The organism is Methylorubrum sp. B1-46, from assembly GCF_021117295.1.
Lineage (GTDB): Bacteria > Pseudomonadota > Alphaproteobacteria > Rhizobiales > Beijerinckiaceae > Methylobacterium.
Window position 1 is genome coordinate 1,578,490 of record NZ_CP088247.1, and the last position, 19,205, is coordinate 1,597,694.

Below are 19,205 nucleotides of genomic sequence, written 5' to 3' on the forward strand. Positions count from 1 at the left end.
GGTAAGGGCAGCCGGCAAGCGACGGCCGATCGCGGGGAGCGTGAGAGAATCTTCCGAGCCGCGAAGGAGCGACCTCAATACTGAACCGTCGCACGAAGCCCCAGCACGGCGGCGTTGCGCACACGGCGCCCTTCCGGGTCGCGCGGATTGGCGATGCCGCCGCCGGGATGCAGGATCAGTTGCACGTCGGGCTGCACGGTGAAGCCCGGCACCACCACGGCCTGATAGGTCGCCTCGATCACCGTCTCGGCCCGCCGCCGCGGCATCGCCGTGCCGGTCAGGATGATGGTGTCGATGTCGGACCGGCGGGCATCATCGGAGAGGCGGGCATAAGCGAGGCTGAGGCCGAGCGTATCGTCGTCGCGGCCCGGAAGCAGGCCTTTGTAGGCGAGCCCGGCATCGAGATAGGCGGAAACGAGGCTGGAGCGGGTCGGCGACCACGCCGCGCGCACGAAGAAGCCGAGCCCCTCGTCGTCCTTGCCGGTTTCCCGATAGAGCGTCTGGTCGTAGATCGCGTAGATCCCGGCATTGCCGCGCAAAGGGCGGCCGACGCCCGACGCGTTCGGGTCGGCGAGCGGCAAGCCGGTGTTGTCGAGGCGCAAGCTCTCGAAGCGCCCGAAATGTTGCCAGCCACCCAGCGTGATGTCACCGGGCAGGCTTTTGGCATCCGCCTCCGTGTTGAAGGCATAGGTCGCCTCAGCGACGACCAGGGCCGGGTCGCGGGTGCGGAAGTTGGTGCCGGTGCGGTCGAGGCGTTGCGCCTCCGGGTCGTCGCCGGGGCGGTTGGCGCCGGCCGGATCGCCGTTGTAGAGCCCGGCCTGGAGCGAAAATCCGTTGCCCGGCACGCATTTGGCGCGGATCGCGGGCGAGGCGAGCGGATAGGCCGGGCCGCCGCTCGGCAGGTTGAGCCCGGTGATCGCCGGCCAGCCGAAGGTCGAGTTCACGAACAGGGTTGCGGTCTGGCTGACGAAGAATTCGGTGTCGGCCGCCTGCTGGCCGATGCGGATGCCGAGTTGACCCTCGAAGAGCTGCTGGTCGAGCCACAGCACGTAGAGGCGTGAAGACGGCAGCGCCTCGATCACGCTGGCGGCCAGCAGGTTGCCGACATAGTAGCGCGAGAGGCCGGTGCCGTGGATGAAGTAGGCGTTGGCGTGGACCGTGGCGCCGTCCCAGCCGGCGAGCCGTTGCAGGTCGAGGTTGAGCCGCAGGTTCAGCCGATCCTCGACGATCGCCCCCTGGCGGAGGCCGCCGACGGGATTGCCCAGCGTCTCGGCGATGTAGGTGAGACTGTATTCGATGCCCCGCTGCCTCAGCAGGGGCCGCAGCCCGAGGGGATCGCCGAAGGGTCCGAGCGAGGGCTCGATCGAGCGCACGTAGCCGCCCGAGGCCTGGCTCGTCGATTCCGGCTGGGAGACCGAGATCCGCGGATCGCCGCCCGCGCCCTCGTAGACCGGCCGTCCGGTGGGCTGTGCGAGGGCGGGCGGTCCGGCGAGAGCCGTCAGAGCGAGCGCGACGGAAAGAACGCCTGGAACGGGGCGGGGGGACAAGACGGAACACCTGAGGAAAGTCGTGAAGCTCGACTTTATGACCTCGTTCTCGGCCCCGCTAGAGTGGTCGAGGCAAGGTTGCAGCTTCGCAGTTCCGGAGCCGGCACTTGAAATTCAAGATGGGGGGATGACGGACCCTGAAAGCGCACTTACGCCGCGCTGTGATCCAGCGCCCGCAGGTTGGCCACCAGCTCCGAGAATCCGTCCCCCTGAATCAGCACGTGGCGGCGGAGCTGGTCGGCCGCCGCGGCGCCGTCACTGGCGAAGATCGCCGCAACGACCGACTCGTGCTCGGCGAGCGATTGCGCCACCCGGTGGCGGGTGCGCAGTTGCAGCCGGCGGTAGGGCGAGAGGCGGCGGTGCAGCGCCAGCGCCTGCCCGCACAGAAAATCGTTGCGGCAGGCGCGGTAGATCACGGTGTGGAAGACGTAGTTCTCGCCGTAATAGGATTCCGGATCGCCCGTCGCGGCGGCCCGCGCGCAGGCTTCGAGCGCGCCCTTGAGTTCCGCCTCGAGCTCCGGCGTGAGGCGGCGCGCAGCGAGCCGGCCGCAGGCGGCCTCCAGTTCCGCCATTGTCTCGAACATCTCCAGGAGATGCCCCGGCTCGGGGGCGCTCACCACCATGCCGCGACGCGGCTTGGTCTCCACGAGGCCGGTGGCCGCCAGTTGCAGCAGCGCCTCGCGGATCGGCGTGCGCGAGACGCCGAAGCGCTCGGCGAGCTGCGTCTCGTCGAGGCGCGCACCGAGGGCGAGACGCCCCTCGACGATCTCGTCCTCGATCGTCTGCCGGAGGCGCTGGGTCTGGTTCATCGTTCGAATCATCGGCGGATCCCTGCCGACGCATATTCAAGGGCGTTGACAAAATATGCAAGATGACGCGATCTTGCATTAAATGCTGCGGTGAAACGTATATTGTGCGCCGCACAAAAGTCCGAAGCAACGGACTCGATCAGAATCCGCGAATGCGGCATTCGAAGAGGAAACGCCATGACCTTGAACCGCCGCCACCTCCTCGCGGCCGGCCTCGCCGCGCCTGCGCTGCTCAAGCTCGGGACCGGCCCGGCCCAGGCCGCCACGACGCTGAAGCTGTCGCACCAGTTCCCCGGTGGCTCGATCGACGAGGGCGACTTTCGCGATCGGATGTGCCGGAAGTTCGCCGCCGCCATCAAGGAGCGCTCGAAGGGCGCGATGGAGGTGCAGGTCTATCCCGGCTCCTCGCTGATGAAGACCAACGCGCAGTTCAGCGCCATGCGCAAAGGGGCGCTCGACCTCTCGCTCTACCCTTCGCCCTATGCCGGTGGTGAGGTGCCGGAGATGAATATCGGCCTGATGCCGGCGCTCGTCTCCTCCTACGCCCAGGCCGTGGCCTGGAAGGACGCGCCGGTCGGCCGCAAGCTCACCGAGATCCTGGAGGCCAAGGGCATCGTGCTGGTCTCCTGGGTCTGGCAAGCCGGCGGCATCGCGAGCCGCGAGCGCCCGCTGCTGACGCCCGAGGACGCCAAGGGCATGAAGGTCCGCGGCGGCTCGCGCGAGATGGACCTGATGATGAAGCAGGCCGGCGCCGCCACGCTCTCGCTGCCCTCGAACGAATCCTACGCCGCGATGCAGACCGGCGCCTGCGACGCGGTGCTGACCTCCTCGACCAGCCTGATCTCGTTCCGCCTGGAGGAGATCTCCAAGGCCCTGACCTCGGGCCGCGAGCGCTCCTACTGGTTCATGCTGGAGCCGATCATGATGTCGAAGATCGTGTTCTCCGGCCTGCCCCAGGACCAGCAGGATCTGATCATGGCGGTCGGCGCCGAGCTGGAGAGCTTCGGCCAGGAGGGTGCCAAGGCCGACGACACCCGCGTCGAGGAGGTGTTCGGCAAGGCCGGCGCCAAGGTCATGCAGCTCGACGAGGTCAATCTCGGCAAGTGGCGCGACATCGCCCGCGACACCGCCTGGAAGGATTTCTCCAACAAGAACGCGAGCTGCGCCGAGCTGCTCAAGCTGGCGGAGAAGGTCGCATGAGCCACGCCTTCGACGCGGCCTCGGCCGCTTCCGAGACGCACAAGGTCGAGGAGGCGCGGGTTCCGGGCCTCCTCGGCATCCTCGACCGGGCCACGCGCCGGCTCAACCACCTCATCCTGGTGCTGGGCGGCCTCGCGCTGGTGGCTGCCTGCCTCGTGCTCAGCTACTCGGTGCTGATCCGCTACGTCCTGCACGAGCCGACCGAGTGGCAGGACGAGACCGCCGTATTCCTCATCGTCGGCGCCACCTTCCTGTCGGCGGCGGGGGTGCAGGCCAAGCGCGGCCACGTCGCCATCGAGGCGCTCACGGGCCTGCTGCCGCCGGCGGCCAACCGGGCGCGTCTCGTCCTCGTCGACATCATCAGCCTCGCCTTCGTGACCTTCTTCGCCTGGAAGAGCTGGAGCCTGTTCCACGAGGCCTGGGAGGACGGCCAGATCTCGCAATCGACCTGGGGGCCGCCGCTCTGGATCCCCTACCTGCTGATGTCGGCCGGCATGAGCCTGCTGGCCGTCCAGTTCGTGCTGCAGATCGCGGAGGCGGTGCTCTACGGCCCCCGCACCGCCGGATGGGCCAAGCCCAAGATCGGCATCGGGGCGGACGTCAACCGCGACCTGCGCGGCCGCCCGGATCTGACGCCCGAGGGGCCGGACATCCTGGAGAGCACGATCACACCGAAGGCGGCCTCGATTCGGCCGGCCACGAGGACGGGAGGCAAGGCATGAGCACCGCCGCGATCGGCTTCCTCTATGCCGGGGCGACGCTGGGGGCGATGCTCTCAGGGATTCCCATCGCCTTCGCGCTCGGCTTCGTGGCGCTGGCCTTCATGTACGCGTTCATGCCCGCGGCCTCGCTCGATACGGTGGCGCAGAACGTCTACGAGGAGATGGCCTCGATCACCCTGCTCTCGATCCCGCTCTTCATCCTGAAGGGCGCGGCGATCGGAAGGAGCCGGGCCGGCCAGGATCTCTACTCGGCGATGCATGCCTGGATGCACCGCATCCCCGGGGGGCTCGGCATCGCCAACGTGTTCGCCTGCGCGCTGTTTGCGGCGATGGCCGGCTCCTCGCCCGCCACCTGCTCGGCGATTGGCTCGGCGGGCATCCCGGAGATGCGCAAGCGCGGCTACTCGCCGGGCTTCGCCGCCGGGATCATCGCCGCGGGCGGCACGCTCGGCATCCTGCTGCCGCCCTCGATCACCATGATCCTCTACGCGGTGGCCGCCGAGCAGTCGCTGGGGCGCTTATTTCTAGCCGGGATCGGGCCGGGCTTCCTCCTGGTCGCCCTGTTCGCCGGCTGGTCGGTGTTCCGCTTCCGCTCCGAGTTCGCGGCGGCCAAGCTCGCCTACGAGCGGACGGGGACGGAGCACCCGATCCTGAAGGAGGACAGCTACAGCATGCGCGAGCGCTTCTCGACGCTGCCGCGGGTGCTGCCCTTCGTGGTGCTGCTGACCGGCGTCATGGTCGCGCTCTACGGCGGTTACGCCACGCCCTCCGAGACCGCGGGCCTCGGCGGCCTGCTGGCGCTGGCGCTCATCGCGGTGATCTACGGCGTCTGGCGCTTCCGCGATCTCGACCCGATCCTCACGGCGACGCTGCGGGAATCGACCATGCTGATGCTGATCATCGGCATGTCGCTCCTCTACGCCTACGTGATGAGCTACCTCCACATCAGCCAGGCGGCGGCTCAGGCCATCGTCGCGATGCAGCTTTCGCCCTGGGTCCTGCTCGCCACCATCCTGTCGCTGGTGATCGCGCTGGGCTTCTTCCTGCCGCCGGTCTCGATCATCCTGATGACGGCGCCGATCATCCTGCCGCCGCTCAAGGCCGCCGGGTTCGACCTCGTCTGGTTCGGCGTGGTGATGACGATCACTATGGAGATGGGCCTGATCCACCCGCCAGTGGGCCTCAACATCTTCGTCATCAAGAACATCGCCCCCGACATCCCCTTGAAGGACATCATCTGGGGCACCCTGCCCTTCGTGCTCCTGATGGGCGTGGCGATCGTCCTGCTCTGCCTCGTGCCGGGCATCGCCCTCTGGCTGCCGGACCTGCTGCTGCCGACGACGCGGTAGGGCATCGCCCCGAAAGGTGGTTGCCGGCTTTCGGAAAAAGGCGATGCGCCGACAGGGGGGATGAGAGCAACCGCGCCCGGAGCGGTGCTGGCGACGAGAAAAACCCTCCGTGCCCTGGGCACGGAGGGCTCTTTGTTGGCTGAATCGTTTCTTTATCGCGGCAGTAAAACTCGCCTTAACCTTCCGGCGCCCAAGATCGTCGCCTCACAGCCGGTTCCGGCACCGGACGGGAGACGATCCGTGACGAAGCCAGCCGCCGAGACCAAACCCGCGAGCGCCGTGCCGCCGCTGAGCCCGAGCGTGCGCCGCCACCTCGGCAAGAGCCTGCGCAGCCATTACGCCGACAGCCTCACCGAGCCGGTCAGCGAACGCCTCGAAACCCTGATCGGCCGCCTGGACGCGACGCAGGACCGGGCGACCCGACCCTGATTTCGCACGATCCCGGCACGCCGAAAGCCCCGGCCGCGAAGGGGCAGCCGGGGCGTTCAGACCTCGCGGTGCGGATTGGGGTGAGCGACGGCGCGCTCAGTCGAGGGCGACGGCGACCAGGGAGAACAGGCCGGCCAGCAGCAGGTTGCAGGCGATGAGGACGACGACCGTCATGGATGAACTTCGCGGCTGAGAGGAAATCGGGCAGGCGTCGAGGGCGGCGGATACCGCCGCGTGGAGAGCGTCTAGCGAGAGAAGCTTGACGGAGTGCTCATCCCGCCCGAATGCGGCGGCGGCGCGACCCAATTCGCCGAAAACGATGCAGGAAGATCACAGAACCCATCCTGCATGGCCGCGCTTGAACCGGTCCTGAACCGAGCGTCGTCACAGGCTGCCGTGCGGCCACAGTCGCCGGCTTGCAGAAAAACGGTTCACTGTTTTCCGCCCGCCCCGCAATATTGCCAAGATTTGGTTAATGGACTAGGCTCGCGACGTCCCGTTTCGAGACAGGATCCGGCCATGATCTCCCTGAACGAGACCCTCCTCACCGCCGCCGGCCTGTTCGGTCTCGGCGTCTCCGCGGCATCGGCCGGCACGGCAGGGCCGCGAGCCCTCCCCGACTTCTCCGCGGATGACGACACACCGCTGGCCGAGGGAAGAGATCGGTCACCGGAGGAGGCTGAGGCGGATGATCCCTTCTTTACTGCGGTCGCCGACGCCCTGCGGGAGGCGGGCTACCTGGATTCCTGAAAATCCGTTGGTGTAAGCCTGCCTGATCCGCCGCCCCGCGCGGACGTCCAGGAAGGCCGCTGTCCCGCATGCCCCGCTCCTCCGCCGTCTCTCCCGACGTGCTCGCCGCCATCGGCGGCACGCCCCTGATCCGGCTGCGCCGCGCCTCGCAGGAGACCGGCTGCACCATTCTCGGCAAGGCGGAGTTCCTGAATCCCGGCCTGTCGGTGAAGGACCGGGCGGCGCTCTCGATCGTGCGGGATGCCGAGGCGCGCGGCTTGATCCGGCCCGGCGGCACCATCGTCGAGGGCACGGCGGGCAATACCGGGATCGGGCTGGCGCTGGTAGCGTCCGTGCGCGGCTACCGCACCGTCATCGTCATCCCCGAGACGCAGTCGGCGGAGAAGAAGGAGACCTTGCGGCTGGCCGGCGCCCGGCTGGTCGAGGTGCCCGCCGTCCCCTTCGCCAACCCGAACAACTACGTCCACGCCGCCCGCCGCCTCGCCGAGCGGCTGGCGGAAACGGAAGCGGCCGGCGCCTTCTTCGCCGACCAGTTCGACAACACCGCCAACCGCCGCGCCCATATCGAGGCGACCGGCCCCGAGATCCTCGCGCAGACCGGCGGCGCGGTCGACGGCTTCGTCTGCGCGGCGGGCACGGGCGGCACGCTGGCGGGCGTGGCCGAGGCGCTGCGGGCGGCCAAGCCGGGGGTGAAGATCGCGCTCTCCGATCCCGAGGGTTCGGCGCTCCACGCCTATTACAGCACCGGCACGCTCAAGGCCGAGGGCTCCTCGATCACGGAGGGCATCGGCCAGGGGCGGGTGACGAAGAACCTCGAAGGGTTCACCCCCGATCTCTCGTTCCGGATTCCGGACGCGGAAGCGCTCGGCCTCATCTTCGGCCTGATGCGCGAGGAGGGTCTGTCGCTCGGCGGCTCGTCCGGCATCAACGTCGCGGGCGCGATCCGGCTCGCTCGGGAACTCGGGCCCGGCCACACCATCGTGACGATCCTCTGCGACGGAGCCGCGCGCTACGCCTCGAAGCTGTTCAACCCCGCCTTCCTGGGCGAGCGCGGCCTGCCGGTGCCGGACTGGCTCGGCCCGTCCGCCGACGCCCTGCCCGACTGGCGAGCCTGAACCGCCGACCGCACGGTCCTAGCTGAGCCGGCAACGAAATCGCCGGAGGAAGCGTTGCTGTGCTGCTCAAGCGCGGGTGCTTGAGCGGTCCGGAGACGTCGCGTCCATGCTCACCACCATTCTCCTCATCCTGCTGATCCTGCTGCTGTTCGGCGGCGGCAACTTCTACGGCGGCGGACGCTTCCGCGGACCCGGCTTCGGCCTCGGCGGCATCCTGCTCATCATCCTGATCGTCCTGCTGGCGACGGGCCGGATCTGAGGCCCGGCGCGCCGTCGCTCACCGGGCGCAGGTGATCGCGACGACGGCACCGAGCACGGGTGCCGCCGCCCCGCCCAGCGTGGTCGCGGCGGCCTTCGCGGGACCCGGACCTGCCCCGGCCGGCACGCCGCTCTCCGCCAGGAAGGCCGCGACGGCCTTTCCGGGCACGATGCCGTAGCGCGTCGGCGGCATCACCCCGGCGATCAGGCGGGGGGCACTAGGAAACCGCGCGACGAGTCCGACGAGACGGCCCGCCCGGTCGAGCACCGGCGCGCCGCCCGCGCCGGGCTGAAGCGGGGCGTAGACGCCCTCGACCGCGGCAGAGGCGGGGGCGACGCTCGGGCGTCCCCTGGCCTGGGCGCCGAGCACGAGCAGCGCCTCGCCCTCACTCACCGGGTCGGAGCGAAGCGGCGGCGCTGCGCCGCCCGGCACGCCCTCGGCCGAGAGCAGGGCAAGGCTGCCGGCCGCGTCGCGCCGCTCGATTCGGGCCACCGCACCACCGATGCGGGGCGCAGCGCAGCCATCGATGGCAGAGGCCGCCGTCAGCACTCGCCCGCTGCCGAGGAGCAGTCCGGTCGCGGCGGGACGCGTCTCGGCCGGCGCGCCGGGCGGCGGTGCGGCGGGCGCGGCCGCCAGGCCGGGGGCGGCCGGACGCGCTGTCGGGCCGGCAGCAGCGGGCGCGGTGGCCGTCGGCGCAGCGGCAGCGGGTGCCTCATTGGGGAACGGCGTGAAAGTGTTGGCGATCGCGATGACGAGACGATCGACCGTATCCGCCAGCGACCGGTCGTAGCCGAGGGTGAAGCCGCGGATGCCCGCCGAACCTTCGGCGTAGCGGATGTAGGAGCGCCCGCCCGCCGTCTCGGCGGTGATGACGATGAAATCCGGCTTCTTCAGCTTGTAGGTGACCTTGCGGCCGGGCATCGCTGCGGTCGCCCGCTCGAACAATGCGTCGAGGCTGGTCTCCCCTTGCGGGAACGACTTGGTGTCGAGAGTCACCCGCCCGTCGGCACTCTGCCAGCGGCTGCCACCGGGGATCGCGGTCTTCCTCGGCAGCAGCGCTTCCGGCACGCCGACCACCGCGCCGCTCGCCGGATCGGGCTGGACCTTGAAGCGCGCGGCCCGGCGTGCCGCCTCCGCCTCTCGCTTGAGTGCGACCCGCTCTGGCGGCGTGAGCAGACCGGTCGGCGCAGCGCCGGTGCGGGTCTGGTAGGTCCGGATGCCTTCGAAGCTGCGCTTGCCGAAGGCACCGGTCGTCACGCCGTTGTAGTCGCCGGTCCAGACGAGCGCGTCCTGCAGGCCCTGCCGCTCCGCCTCGGGCAGGGACTCGAAGGCCGCTCGCGCCGCCTCGAAGGCGGGATCGGGCGTGGGCGGAACCGGGGCGGCGGGTTTCGGCCGCGGCGGGGCGGGCGGGGCCGGCACCTGGGCGAGCGCCCCCGTCGCGAGGCCGGCGGCGAGAAGGGCCGTCAGGCCGGTGCGAAATGCGTCCATCCGTCCTGTCGCCCGCCGCTCGATTCGAAGTGCCGGCAATGATGCCAGCGGGGATGGGCCGTCCACAAGTCGCTGCGGATCGGCCGGTGACCGGAGGTTTCGTGAGGCCGTCCGAACCATCCCTCGCTCTCACGCCGCGCAAGCGTTGCGGCCAGCGCGGCAAGTGGTAGCTTGCCGGCCGCGGACGCCCCTGCTTCGGGCGCCGGTCGGAGGAGACGAGCGCATGTCCCAAGGCAAGAGTCTCGGGCGCCTCGGCGCGGCCTTGATCGGCGCGACGCTGCTCGGTGGGCCCGCCCTGGCCCAAGGTCCCACCCTGGTCCAAGCCCCCGCACAAGCCCCGCTCCCGAGATCGGCGACCGCCCCTGTCACGAAAACCTTCCAACGCGAGGCGTTGGCGAGCGCGGGCGTCCGGCTGGAGACCGCGCTCCGGAGCGAGGCACCGCCCGGCGCCAAGACGGCGGCCCAGTGGCGCCGTGAGGCGGAGAGCGCGGCGCGCAGCGAGGGGGCCGAGCCGGATGCCGAGCTGAACGCCTATGCCGCCGCGGTGGCCGCCGACCCGAACGATCTTCGTAATTGGCTCGACTACGCGCGCGCTGCGAACGCGGCGGGCAACGATGAGGAGCGCGCCGACTATTCCGCCCGGTTCAAGCTGAAGAGCCGCGCGAGCGCCGCCGCCTATCAGGGCTACCTGCGCGCCAGAAATCCGGCGGACGAGGCGCGGGCGCTGGCCCGGCTCGGCGAGATCCAGGCGGCGCAGGCCGAGTGGCGGCCGGCGCTGGAAGCCTACCGCGCGAGCCTCGCGATCCGGGACGAGGCGCAGACCCGCGCGGCTTACGAAAAACTGCGGGAGGAGCACGGCTTCCGCATCCTCGACTACAAGGTCGATTCGGACGCCGCCGCGCCGCGGGTCTGCTTCACCTTCTCGGAAAGCCTCGTACCGAAGACCGATTACAGCCCCTACATCGCCGTCTCGGGCGCGACCAACGCCGCCGTCACGGCGGAGGGCTCCCAGGTCTGCGTCGATGGGCTCAAGCATTCCGAGCGCTACGCCTTCGTGGTGCGCCAGGGCCTGCCTTCTTCCGTGGGCGAGAGCCTGCTGAAATCGGCCGATTACGAGGTCTACGTTCGCGACCGCTCGCCCCAGGTGCGCTTCACCGGCCGCAACTACGTCCTGCCGCGCACCGGTCAGGCCGGTGTGCCGCTGATCTCGGTCAACGCGGCCAAGCTCGACGTCGAGGTGCTGCGCATCGGCGACCGCGGCCTGTTGCCGGCGCTCCGCTCGGAGGAATTCCTGAGCCAGCTCAGCGGCTCGACGGCCAAAACCATCGCCGACCAGAAGGGCCAGCGGGTCTGGAAGGGCACCCTCGACACGGCGAAGGCCGAGACCAACCGCGAGGCGGTGACCGCCTTCCCCGTGCTGCAGGCGGTCGGCAAGCTGGAGCCCGGCCTTTACCTGATGCTGGCCAAGCCCACCGGCACCACGGATTCGTCGGAGGACGAGTACGGCGGCTACGAGAGCCAGGCGACGCAGTGGTTCGTCGTCTCCGACCTGGGGCTCACCGCCTTCAAGGGCCGCGACGGCGTCCACGTCTTCGCCCGCTCGCTCGCCAGCGCCAAGACGGTCTCCGGCGCCGAGATCCGGCTGATCGCTCGCAACAACGATGTGCTGGCCGTCGCCAAGACCGACGGCCAGGGCCACGCCGCCTTCCCCGCCGGCCTCGCCCGTGGCGAGGGCGGGCTGGCGCCCGGCCTCGTGGTGGCGCAGGTCGGCGACGATTACGGCTTCCTCGATCTGGCGCTCGGCGCCTTCGATCTCTCCGATCGCGGTGTGAAGGGTCGCCCCGCGCCCGGTGGGGCCGAGGCCTACCTCTTCCCCGAGCGCGGCGTCTATCGCTCCGGCGAGACGGTGCAGCTCACAGCCCTCCTGCGCGATCCGCAAGGAGCGGCGGTCAGTGGGTTGCCGCTGACGCTGGTGGTGAAGCGGCCCGACGGTGTGGAGTACCGCCGCGCGGCGGTGGCCGACGAGGGGCTCGGCGGGCGCTCGCTGGCCCTGCCGCTGATGGCGGGCGCGATGCACGGCACGTGGCGCGTCTCGGCCTATACCGACCCGAAGGCGCCGCCCGTCGGCGAGGCGAGCTGGCTCGTGGAGGATTACGTCCCCGAGCGGTTGGAGGTGAGCCTCACCCCGAAGACGCCGACGCTCACCCGCGGCGAGCCGGCGGTCATCGATGTCGCCGCGCGCTACCTCTACGGCGCGCCGGGCTCGGGGCTCGATGTCTCGGGCTCAGTCGCGGTGCAGGCGGCGGCCAATCCCGGCATCAAGGGGTTAGAGGGCTTCTCGATCGGCCTCGACGACGAGGCGGTGGAGGCGACGACCGCCGAGATCGACGCCAAGGCTACCACCGACACGCAAGGCAAGACCAGCATCACGGTGCCGGTGCAGGAGGTGGCCGCCCCCCGCGCGTTGGAGGCCAAAATCACCCTCGCCGTCGGCGAACCGGGCGGCCGGGGCTTAAGCCGCAGCGTCACCCTGCCGATCCTGCCGGCCCAACCGGTGCTGGCGATCCGGAAAAACTTCGGCGGCGATCTCGCCGAGAACGCGACGGCGACCTTCGACGTCGTGATGGCCGCCCCCGACGGGCGGCGCCTCGCGCAGGATGGCGTGGCCTGGACGCTCGCGAAGGTCGAGCGGACCTATCAATGGTACCGCGCCGACGGGCGCTGGAGCTTCGAGCCGGTGAAGTCGAGCCGCCGTGTCGCCGACGGGCGCGTGGCGACCACGGCCGACGGGCCCGCGCGCATCTCCGCGCCGGTGGGCTTGGGTCAGTACCGCCTGGAGGCGAGCGTGGCGGGCCAGCCGCAGGCGGCGGCAAGCGTCTCCTTCACCGTCGGCTGGGGCGGCTCGGAGACCGCCGACGTGCCCGACCTCCTCGACCTCACCCTCGACAAGCCGGCCTACGCGGCCGGCGAGCGGCTGCGCGCCCGGCTCGCGCCGAAATTCGCTGGCACGGCGACGCTCGCCATCATCAGCGACCGAGTCCACGAGATCCGCGACGTGACGGTGGCGGAAGGCGGCACCAGCGTCGACATCCCGGTCAAGCCGGAATGGGGCGCGGGTGCGTACCTCGTCGCCACCGCCTACCGCCCGCTCGACCAAGCGGCCAAACGGATGCCCGGCCGGGCGCTCGGGGTGGCGTGGTTCTCGGTCGACAAGGAGAAGCGCGGTCTCTCTGTCTCGATCGAGGCGCCGGAGAAGGTGCGTCCCCGCGGCACCCTCACCGTTCCGGTCAAGCTCGCCGGTCTCGCCCCCGGCGAGGAGGCGCGGGTGACGCTCGCGGCCGTCGATGTCGGCATCCTCAACCTGACCCGCTACGAGGCGCCGAACCCGTTTGCCTACTTCTTCGGCCAGAAGGCGCTCGGCCCGGAGATTCGCGACCTCTGGGGCTACCTGATCGACGGCATGCAGGGCACGCTCGGCGCAATCCGCTCCGGCGGCGACGGCGGCGCGACCGAACTCGCCGATGCTCCCCCGACGCAAGCGCCGCTCGCGCTCTATTCGGGCGTGGTCACCGTCGGCGCCGACGGCACGGCCAAGATCCCGCTGGAACTGCCCGCCTTCAACGGCACCGCCCGGCTGATGGCGACCGCCTGGACCAAGGCGAGGGTGGGCCAAGCGCAGGCCGATGTGATCGTGCGCGATCCGGTGGTGCTCACCGGCACCCTGCCGCGCTTCCTCAATGTCGGCGACCGCTCGCGCTTCTTCGTCGCCCTCGACAACGTCGAGGGGGCGGCCGGCGACTACACCGTCGATCTCGACCTCACCGGCCCCGTCGTGGTGGCGGGCGAGGCGGTGCGCTCGACGATGCGGCTGGAGGCCGGTGCCAAGGGTCAGCTGGTGATCCCGATCACCGCCGCCGGCCCCGGCACCGCCCGGCTCGACCTGAGCCTGACCGGCCCCGGCATCCAGGGCAGCGCCGGCCAGTCCTTCGCGCTCGGGATCAATCCGGGCACGGGCGCCCTCGTGCGACGCGATGTGCGCCCGCTGGAGCCCGGCGCCGGCCTTGACCTGACGCCGGACCTGCTCGCCGACATCCTGCCCGGCACCGGGGCGGTCTCCGTCTCGGCCAACCGCTTGGGGGGAATCGACGTCGCGGCCCTGCTGCAATCGCTCGACCGCTATCCCTACGGCTGCTCGGAGCAGATCGTCAGCCGGGCGATGCCGCTGCTCTACGTCAACGCGCTCGCGGCCGGCGAAAAGCTCGGCCTCGACGGCGGGCTCGACGAGCGGATCCGTGGGGCGATCGAGCGGGTGCTGGCGCGCCAGGATTCGAGCGGCGCCTTCGGGGCGTGGTCCACGGAGAATGCCGGCGATACGTGGCTGACGGCCTACGCCACCGACTTCCTCACCCGCGCCCGCGAGCGCGGATTCGCCGTGCCGCAGACCGCTTTCAACAGCGCGCTCGACCGCCTGCGCAACACGGTGGCCAACACGACGAATGTCGAGAACGGCGGGATGGATCTGGCCTACGCGGCCTACGTGCTCGCTCGCAACGGCCGGCCGGTGATGGGCGATCTGCGCTACCTCGCCGACACCAAGCTCACCGATTTCGCGACACCGCTCGGCCGCGGGCAGCTCGCCGCAGCCCTGGCCTTGCTGGGAGATCGCGGCCGGGCGCAAAAAGGCTTCGAGGCGGCGGTGCAGGCGCTCCAAGCCGAGCGCGATCGGGGCACCTATCGCGCCGATTACGGCTCGCGACTGCGCGACGGCGCCGCCCTGCTGGCGCTCTCGGCCGAGGCTGGGTTTTCTCAAGCGACGCTGCAACCGGTCGCCGCCGTGCTCGGCCAGGAGCGGGCGGACGGCCGCTCGACCAGCACCCAGGAGAACGCCTGGATGGTGCTGGCGGCCCAAAGCCTCGCCAAGGAGTCCGACAGCCTCGCGCTGACCATCGACGGCAAGACCGAGACCGGACCGCTCTCGCGGCTCTACCGGGCCCCCGCCCTGGAGGCGCGGCCGGTGCGGATCGTCAACGCGGGCCGCGACGCGGTGCCGGTCGCGATCGGCGTCCAGGGCAACCCGATCGCCCCGGAGCCGGCGGCCTCGCACGGCTTCACGGTCGAGCGCAACGTCTACCGGCTCGACGGCAGCCCGGTGGATCTGGGGAAGCCGCTTCGCCAGAACGACCGCCTCGTCGTGGTTCTGAAGGTGACCGAGGCCAAGGCCAGCGCCGGCCGCCTGCTGCTGGTCGATCGCCTGCCCGCGGGGCTGGAGATCGACAACCCGAAGCTCCTCGACGCCGACGCGCTCTCGGGGCTGAGCTTCGCCAAATCGGACGTGGCACCGGTCCACACGGAGTTCCGCGACGACCGGTTCGTGGCCGCCTACGACCGCACGCCGGAGCAATCGGCCTTCTTCTCGGCGGCCTACACCGTGCGCGTGGTCTCGCCCGGCACCTATGTCCATCCGGGCGCGAGCGTGGAGGACATGTACCGCCCCGAGCGGTTCGGACGCACCGCGTTCGGGTCGGTTGAGGTGAGTTCGGCGAAGTAGGGGTATGAGCACCGACACCGCCTTCCCTCCCCCCTCTGCGGGGGAGGGTGGCTCGCGAAGCGGGTCGGGTGAGGGGAACGCCCTCTCCGGACACGTCGCCCCCTCTCCCGCCTGCTCCGCAGGCACCCTCCCCCGCAGGGGGGGGAGGGTCCTTCTCGCCCTCTGCTTCACTGTCGCGCTTCTGCTGGCCGGCGCCCTCTGGCGCTACGCCGCCACCCTCCCGCCCCTCGACCTCACCCAGGCAAATCTCCGCTCCACCGTCATCCTCGACCGGAAGGGCCAGTTGCTGCGCCCCTTCGCCACCGCCGACGGGCGCTGGCGCCTGCCCGTCACCGCGGACGCGATCGATCCGCGTTACTTGGCCATGCTGAAGGCCTACGAGGACCGCCGCTTCGACAGCCATCCCGGCATCGATCCGGCGGCGACGGCCCGCGCCGCGTGGCAGTGGCTCGCCCATCGAAAAATCGTGTCGGGCGGCTCGACCCTGTCGATGCAGGTGGCCCGCCTCGTCGAACCACGGGCCGAGCGCTCGCTTGCCGCCAAGCTCCGGCAGATGGTCCGCGCGGTCGAGCTGGAGCGCACGCTCGGCAAATCGGGCGTGCTCGACCTCTACCTCGCGCTCGCCCCCTATGGCGGCCCGGTCGAGGGTGTGCGGGCGGCAAGCCTCGCCTATTTCGGCCGCGAGCCGGCCCGGCTGTCGTTCGCCGAAAGCGCGCTCCTCGTCGCCCTACCGCAATCACCCGAGGCGCGCCGGCCCGACCGCTTCGCCGCCAATGCTCGGCGCGCCCGTGACCGGGTGCTCGACATCGCCGCCGAGCGCGGCGTGCTCACCGCCGCCGAAGCGCAGGCCGCCAAGGCGGAGCCGATGCCGGTTGCGCGCAAACAATTCCCGATGCTGGCAGCCCATGCCGCCGAGCAGGCCCACGCCGCCGATCCGGAGGCACGGGTGCAGCACCTCACCCTCGACGCCCGCCTCCAGGCGAGCCTTGAGGCACTGGCAGCCGAGCGCGCGGCCGCCGCCGGCCCCGCGCTCTCCGCGGCGATCCTCGCCCTCGATAACTGCACCGGCGCGGTGCTCGCCCATGTCGGCAGCGCGGGCTATCTCGACGCCGCCCGCGCGGGCGCGGTGGATGCCACCTTGGCGGTGCGTTCACCGGGCTCGGCGCTGAAACCCTTCATCTACGCGCTCGCCTTCGAGAACGGGCTCGCCCATCCCGAGACGCTGCTCGACGACCGCCCGGCGCGCTTTGCCGCGAGCTACGCTCCGGAAAACTTCGACATGGGGTATCGCGGCACAGTGACGGCGCGGGTCGCGCTCCAGCAATCGCTGAACTTGCCCGCGGTCGATCTTCTGGATGCGGTTGGCGCCGCCCGCTTCGTCGCACGGCTGCGGGGGGCCGGGGCGACGATCCTGCTGCCGCGCGACACCGCGCCGGGCCTGCCGGTGGCGCTCGGCGGTCTCGGCATCACGCTGACCGACCTCGCCCGGCTCTATGCGGGACTCGCCCGCGGGGGCAGCGTGCCGGCGCTGACCCGGCGCCTCGACGGGCCGCCGGCCGCACTCGAGCCGGAGCGACGGATCGCCGATCCGGTCGCGGCCTGGTACGTCGCTGACATCCTGCGCGGCGCCCCGCCGCCGGAGAACGCCCTGCCCGGCCGGATCAGCTTCAAGACCGGCACATCCTACGGCTATCGCGACGCCTGGGCGGTGGGGTTCGATGCCCGCGTGACGATCGCCGTCTGGATCGGCCGCCCCGACGGCGCCTCGGTGCCGGGTCTCGTCGGGCGGACCCACGCCGCGCCGATCCTGTTCGACGCCTTCGCTCGGCTCGGCGGCGAGCCGGAGGCCCTGCCCCGCCCCCGTGACGCCCTCGTCGCCGCGACCATGGCTCTGCCCCCGCCCCTGCGCCACATCCGGCGGGACGCGCCCAAGACGTTCGCGGCGACGCTCGGCGTGCCGCTCAAGATCGCCTACCCGCCGGACGGCGCCCGGGTCGATCTCGGCCTGAGCGAGGGCGCGCAGGCCCGCCTCGCCCTCAAGGCCCTCGGCGGCCAGCCGCCCCTGACCTGGATGGTCGACGGCCTGCCCGTGGCCGAGGCGATGCGCCGGCAGTCGGAATGGAGGCCGGAGGGCGCCGGTTTCGCCCGCATCTCGGTGATGGATGCGGCAGGCGCCAGCGACAGCGTGGTGGTGCGGCTGGAATAGCGCAGCGCCTCGCCGCCGTGCGATGGCACACGTGACTCCCGCACCGCGGACTTTAGCTGGAAGCGGGAGAGGCAACGTCCTCGTCTGCCGCCCCTTCTATGCGGCGGGCCCCAAGTCCGGGACGGCCCGGCCCATGAACCGCATGAGGCTACCGTGGCCTGGATCGTTCTCGTCGTCGCCGGTTTGCTGGAGGTCGTCTGGGCCTTCACGATGAAGCAGTCGGAAGGGTTTTCCCGCTTCTGGCCCAGCGTCATCACCCTCATCGCCATGGTGCTGAGTGTCGTCTGCCTCGCATGGTCGATGCGTAGCCTGCCGCTCGGCACCGCCTACACGATCTGGACCGGTATCGGCGCCGTCGGCGCCTTCATCGTTGGCATCGCCTTCCTCGGCGAGGCGATGAACGCGACTCGCATACTGGCGGCGGTGCTGATCGTCAGTGGTCTCGTGCTGATGAAGCTGTCGAGCACGACCTGAAAACGGGCATCAGCCCTCGCAGCCAGGAAACACCGCGAAGACATCCTCGCGCACGCGGGTGAGGATCTGCCGGTAGGCCGGTTCGCAGGCCATGCCGGCGGTGATGCGCCCGTACTGCGCGCCCTCGGCGAGCGCCCCGCGCTCCGGCACCAGGGCGAGCGGGGTCGCGGCGGGCGTGAGTTGCGTGCCGCGGCCGGAGAACAGGGTGGTGAGGATGCCGAACATCTCGCCCTGGATCGTCGGTCGCCCGAGCACGGCGAGCCGGTACTGCCCCTGGAAGTTCGTAACGAGGTAGATCTGGCCCGACTGGTTCGGCACCGAGACGGTGCCGGACTGAGCGAACGGCGCATCGAGCCGCTCGGCTTCGCGGAAGACGAGACGGGCACTCTCCCTGTCCCAGACGATCTCGGTGCGGTAGGCGAAGATCGCACCCGCCTGCCCGAAGGAGGGACGCAGCGTCAGGTAGCGTCCCTCAAGAAAGGCCACCGCCTCGCGGGTGTAGGAGCCGAACTCCTCCGGCGCGTGGAGCGCCTTGTCCGCGCTCGCCACCGGCGGCGCGGCAGCCGGGACCCTCAGGGGGAGGGCCAGCGCCTCCTCCAGGCGCAAGGTGGTCGCGAGGGTGAAGGGCCGGCGGCCGGAGAGCGCCTTCTCCAGGGTCGAGATGCTGATGCGGGCCGCGTCCGCCAGCGCCTGCCGCGACATCCGGCGGCGGGCCAGCGCCTCGCGCACCGCCGCGGCGATGAGACGGCTCTGCGCATCGGGCAGCTCGGTCTCGGGGAAATCGGCCTCGATCGGCGGCATGATGCGGGTTCCGGACGGATCCGCACAGAACCGCACAGGTGAGGGGAGCGTCAAGCTTCGACGATCTTGTGGCTCCGACGGATTCGGCTCCCCCGTTTGCCGGGAACCGCAGACCCGATAAGAAGAAAATCGCCGCCAAACAGCTAAGGGCGGACTCTTTCGAGCCCGCCCCAGCCGTAGTCCCGTCCAGGGGGGGTGTGCACCGAAGCGCAGTGACCGTTTCCCGAGGCTCACTCAGCCAACATAGGGCACCCCGCAGGGCCATGCAAGAGATTTTCGGCAAAAATGCAGTGCTTAAGCAGTCTCTGAAAGCCTCTTTAAGTTCTCCTAGGTTCGCCAGGTATAGCGCCGCTGCAAAGGGGACGACCTTAGAGCCATAGCGCTCTACCAGTGGAATGCTAAGCTCTCGCAGGCACTTTATATCTATCTTCAAGCCTGGGAGATTTACTTCCGAAATCGCACGAATGAGTTCCTATGCTGGAAGTATAATTGCAATTGGCCCTATGAT

At 70.5% G+C, this 19,205-nt stretch carries 15 protein-coding genes; 10 read left to right on the plus strand and 5 right to left on the minus strand.

Features of this window, described 5'->3' with window-relative positions:
• Nucleotides 1-74: 74 nt before the first annotated feature.
• Nucleotides 75-1,547 (minus strand): carbohydrate porin, encoded by a 1,473-nt coding sequence (locus LPC10_RS07400; RefSeq protein ID WP_231346111.1) that lies wholly within the window; start codon nucleotides 1,545-1,547, stop codon nucleotides 75-77.
• Between the two features lie 149 nt (nucleotides 1,548-1,696).
• On the minus strand, nucleotides 1,697-2,356 hold the full coding sequence (locus LPC10_RS07405; protein ID WP_231346112.1) for a GntR family transcriptional regulator: 660 nt from the start codon (nucleotides 2,354-2,356) through the stop codon (nucleotides 1,697-1,699).
• 177 nt (nucleotides 2,357-2,533) lie between these two features.
• Here LPC10_RS07405 and dctP point away from each other — a divergent pair, with 177 nt between their 5' ends.
• The 4 genes from dctP to LPC10_RS07425 all read left to right on the plus strand — a co-directional run bounded on the left by dctP (nucleotide 2,534) and on the right by LPC10_RS07425 (nucleotide 6,056).
• Nucleotides 2,534-3,556, plus strand: a complete 1,023-nt coding sequence (gene dctP, locus LPC10_RS07410; protein WP_231346113.1) for a TRAP transporter substrate-binding protein DctP — start codon at nucleotides 2,534-2,536, stop codon at nucleotides 3,554-3,556.
• A complete protein-coding gene (locus LPC10_RS07415) occupies nucleotides 3,553-4,278 on the plus strand; it encodes a TRAP transporter small permease (RefSeq protein WP_231346114.1) in 726 nt (241 codons plus the stop codon). The genes dctP and LPC10_RS07415 overlap by 4 nt, the downstream gene beginning before the upstream one ends.
• Nucleotides 4,275-5,627: a TRAP transporter large permease gene (locus tag LPC10_RS07420; protein ID WP_231346115.1), complete on the plus strand. Its 1,353-nt coding sequence runs from the start codon at nucleotides 4,275-4,277 to the stop codon at nucleotides 5,625-5,627. Before LPC10_RS07415 ends, LPC10_RS07420 begins: the two co-directional genes overlap by 4 nt.
• Nucleotides 5,628-5,867: 240 nt before the next feature.
• Entirely contained in the window at nucleotides 5,868-6,056 is a 189-nt protein-coding gene (locus tag LPC10_RS07425; RefSeq protein ID WP_231346116.1) for a hypothetical protein, read from the plus strand.
• A gap of 96 nt (nucleotides 6,057-6,152) precedes the next feature.
• Here LPC10_RS07425 and LPC10_RS07430 read toward each other — a convergent pair whose 3' ends face one another.
• The gene (locus LPC10_RS07430; protein WP_231346117.1) at nucleotides 6,153-6,362 is read right to left on the minus strand and encodes a hypothetical protein; all 210 of its coding nucleotides are present in this window, start codon (nucleotides 6,360-6,362) and stop codon (nucleotides 6,153-6,155) included.
• 213 nt (nucleotides 6,363-6,575) lie between these two features.
• On the opposite strand from LPC10_RS07430, the gene LPC10_RS07435 reads away from it, so the two are divergent.
• From LPC10_RS07435 to LPC10_RS07445, 3 genes are all read left to right on the plus strand, one after another.
• On the plus strand, nucleotides 6,576-6,806 hold the full coding sequence (locus LPC10_RS07435; RefSeq protein ID WP_231346118.1) for a hypothetical protein: 231 nt from the start codon (nucleotides 6,576-6,578) through the stop codon (nucleotides 6,804-6,806).
• 68 nt (nucleotides 6,807-6,874) lie between these two features.
• Nucleotides 6,875-7,921 carry a cysteine synthase A gene (locus LPC10_RS07440; RefSeq protein WP_231346119.1) on the plus strand — a complete coding sequence of 349 codons (1,047 nt, stop codon included), beginning with the start codon at nucleotides 6,875-6,877 and terminating at the stop codon, nucleotides 7,919-7,921.
• A 106-nt stretch (nucleotides 7,922-8,027) separates the two neighbouring features.
• Entirely contained in the window at nucleotides 8,028-8,180 is a 153-nt protein-coding gene (locus tag LPC10_RS07445; protein ID WP_012453303.1) for a DUF3309 family protein, read from the plus strand.
• A gap of 18 nt (nucleotides 8,181-8,198) precedes the next feature.
• Here the strand turns inward: LPC10_RS07445 and LPC10_RS07450 are convergent, their stop codons facing one another.
• A complete protein-coding gene (locus tag LPC10_RS07450) occupies nucleotides 8,199-9,668 on the minus strand; it encodes a serine protease (protein ID WP_231346120.1) in 1,470 nt (489 codons plus the stop codon).
• A 223-nt stretch (nucleotides 9,669-9,891) separates the two neighbouring features.
• Here LPC10_RS07450 and LPC10_RS07455 point away from each other — a divergent pair, with 223 nt between their 5' ends.
• From LPC10_RS07455 to sugE, 3 genes are all read left to right on the plus strand, one after another.
• A complete protein-coding gene (locus LPC10_RS07455; RefSeq protein WP_231346121.1) occupies nucleotides 9,892-15,216 on the plus strand; it encodes an alpha-2-macroglobulin in 5,325 nt (1,774 codons plus the stop codon).
• A gap of 4 nt (nucleotides 15,217-15,220) precedes the next feature.
• Nucleotides 15,221-17,422, plus strand: a complete 2,202-nt coding sequence (gene pbpC, locus LPC10_RS07460; RefSeq protein ID WP_231346122.1) for a penicillin-binding protein 1C — start codon at nucleotides 15,221-15,223, stop codon at nucleotides 17,420-17,422.
• Between the two features lie 153 nt (nucleotides 17,423-17,575).
• Nucleotides 17,576-17,896 carry a quaternary ammonium compound efflux SMR transporter SugE gene (gene sugE, locus LPC10_RS07465; protein ID WP_231346123.1) on the plus strand — a complete coding sequence of 107 codons (321 nt, stop codon included), beginning with the start codon at nucleotides 17,576-17,578 and terminating at the stop codon, nucleotides 17,894-17,896.
• Nucleotides 17,897-17,905: 9 nt separating this feature from the next.
• Here sugE and LPC10_RS07470 read toward each other — a convergent pair whose 3' ends face one another.
• On the minus strand, nucleotides 17,906-18,697 hold the full coding sequence (locus tag LPC10_RS07470) for a helix-turn-helix transcriptional regulator (RefSeq protein WP_231346124.1): 792 nt from the start codon (nucleotides 18,695-18,697) through the stop codon (nucleotides 17,906-17,908).
• Nucleotides 18,698-19,205 lie beyond the last annotated feature (508 nt).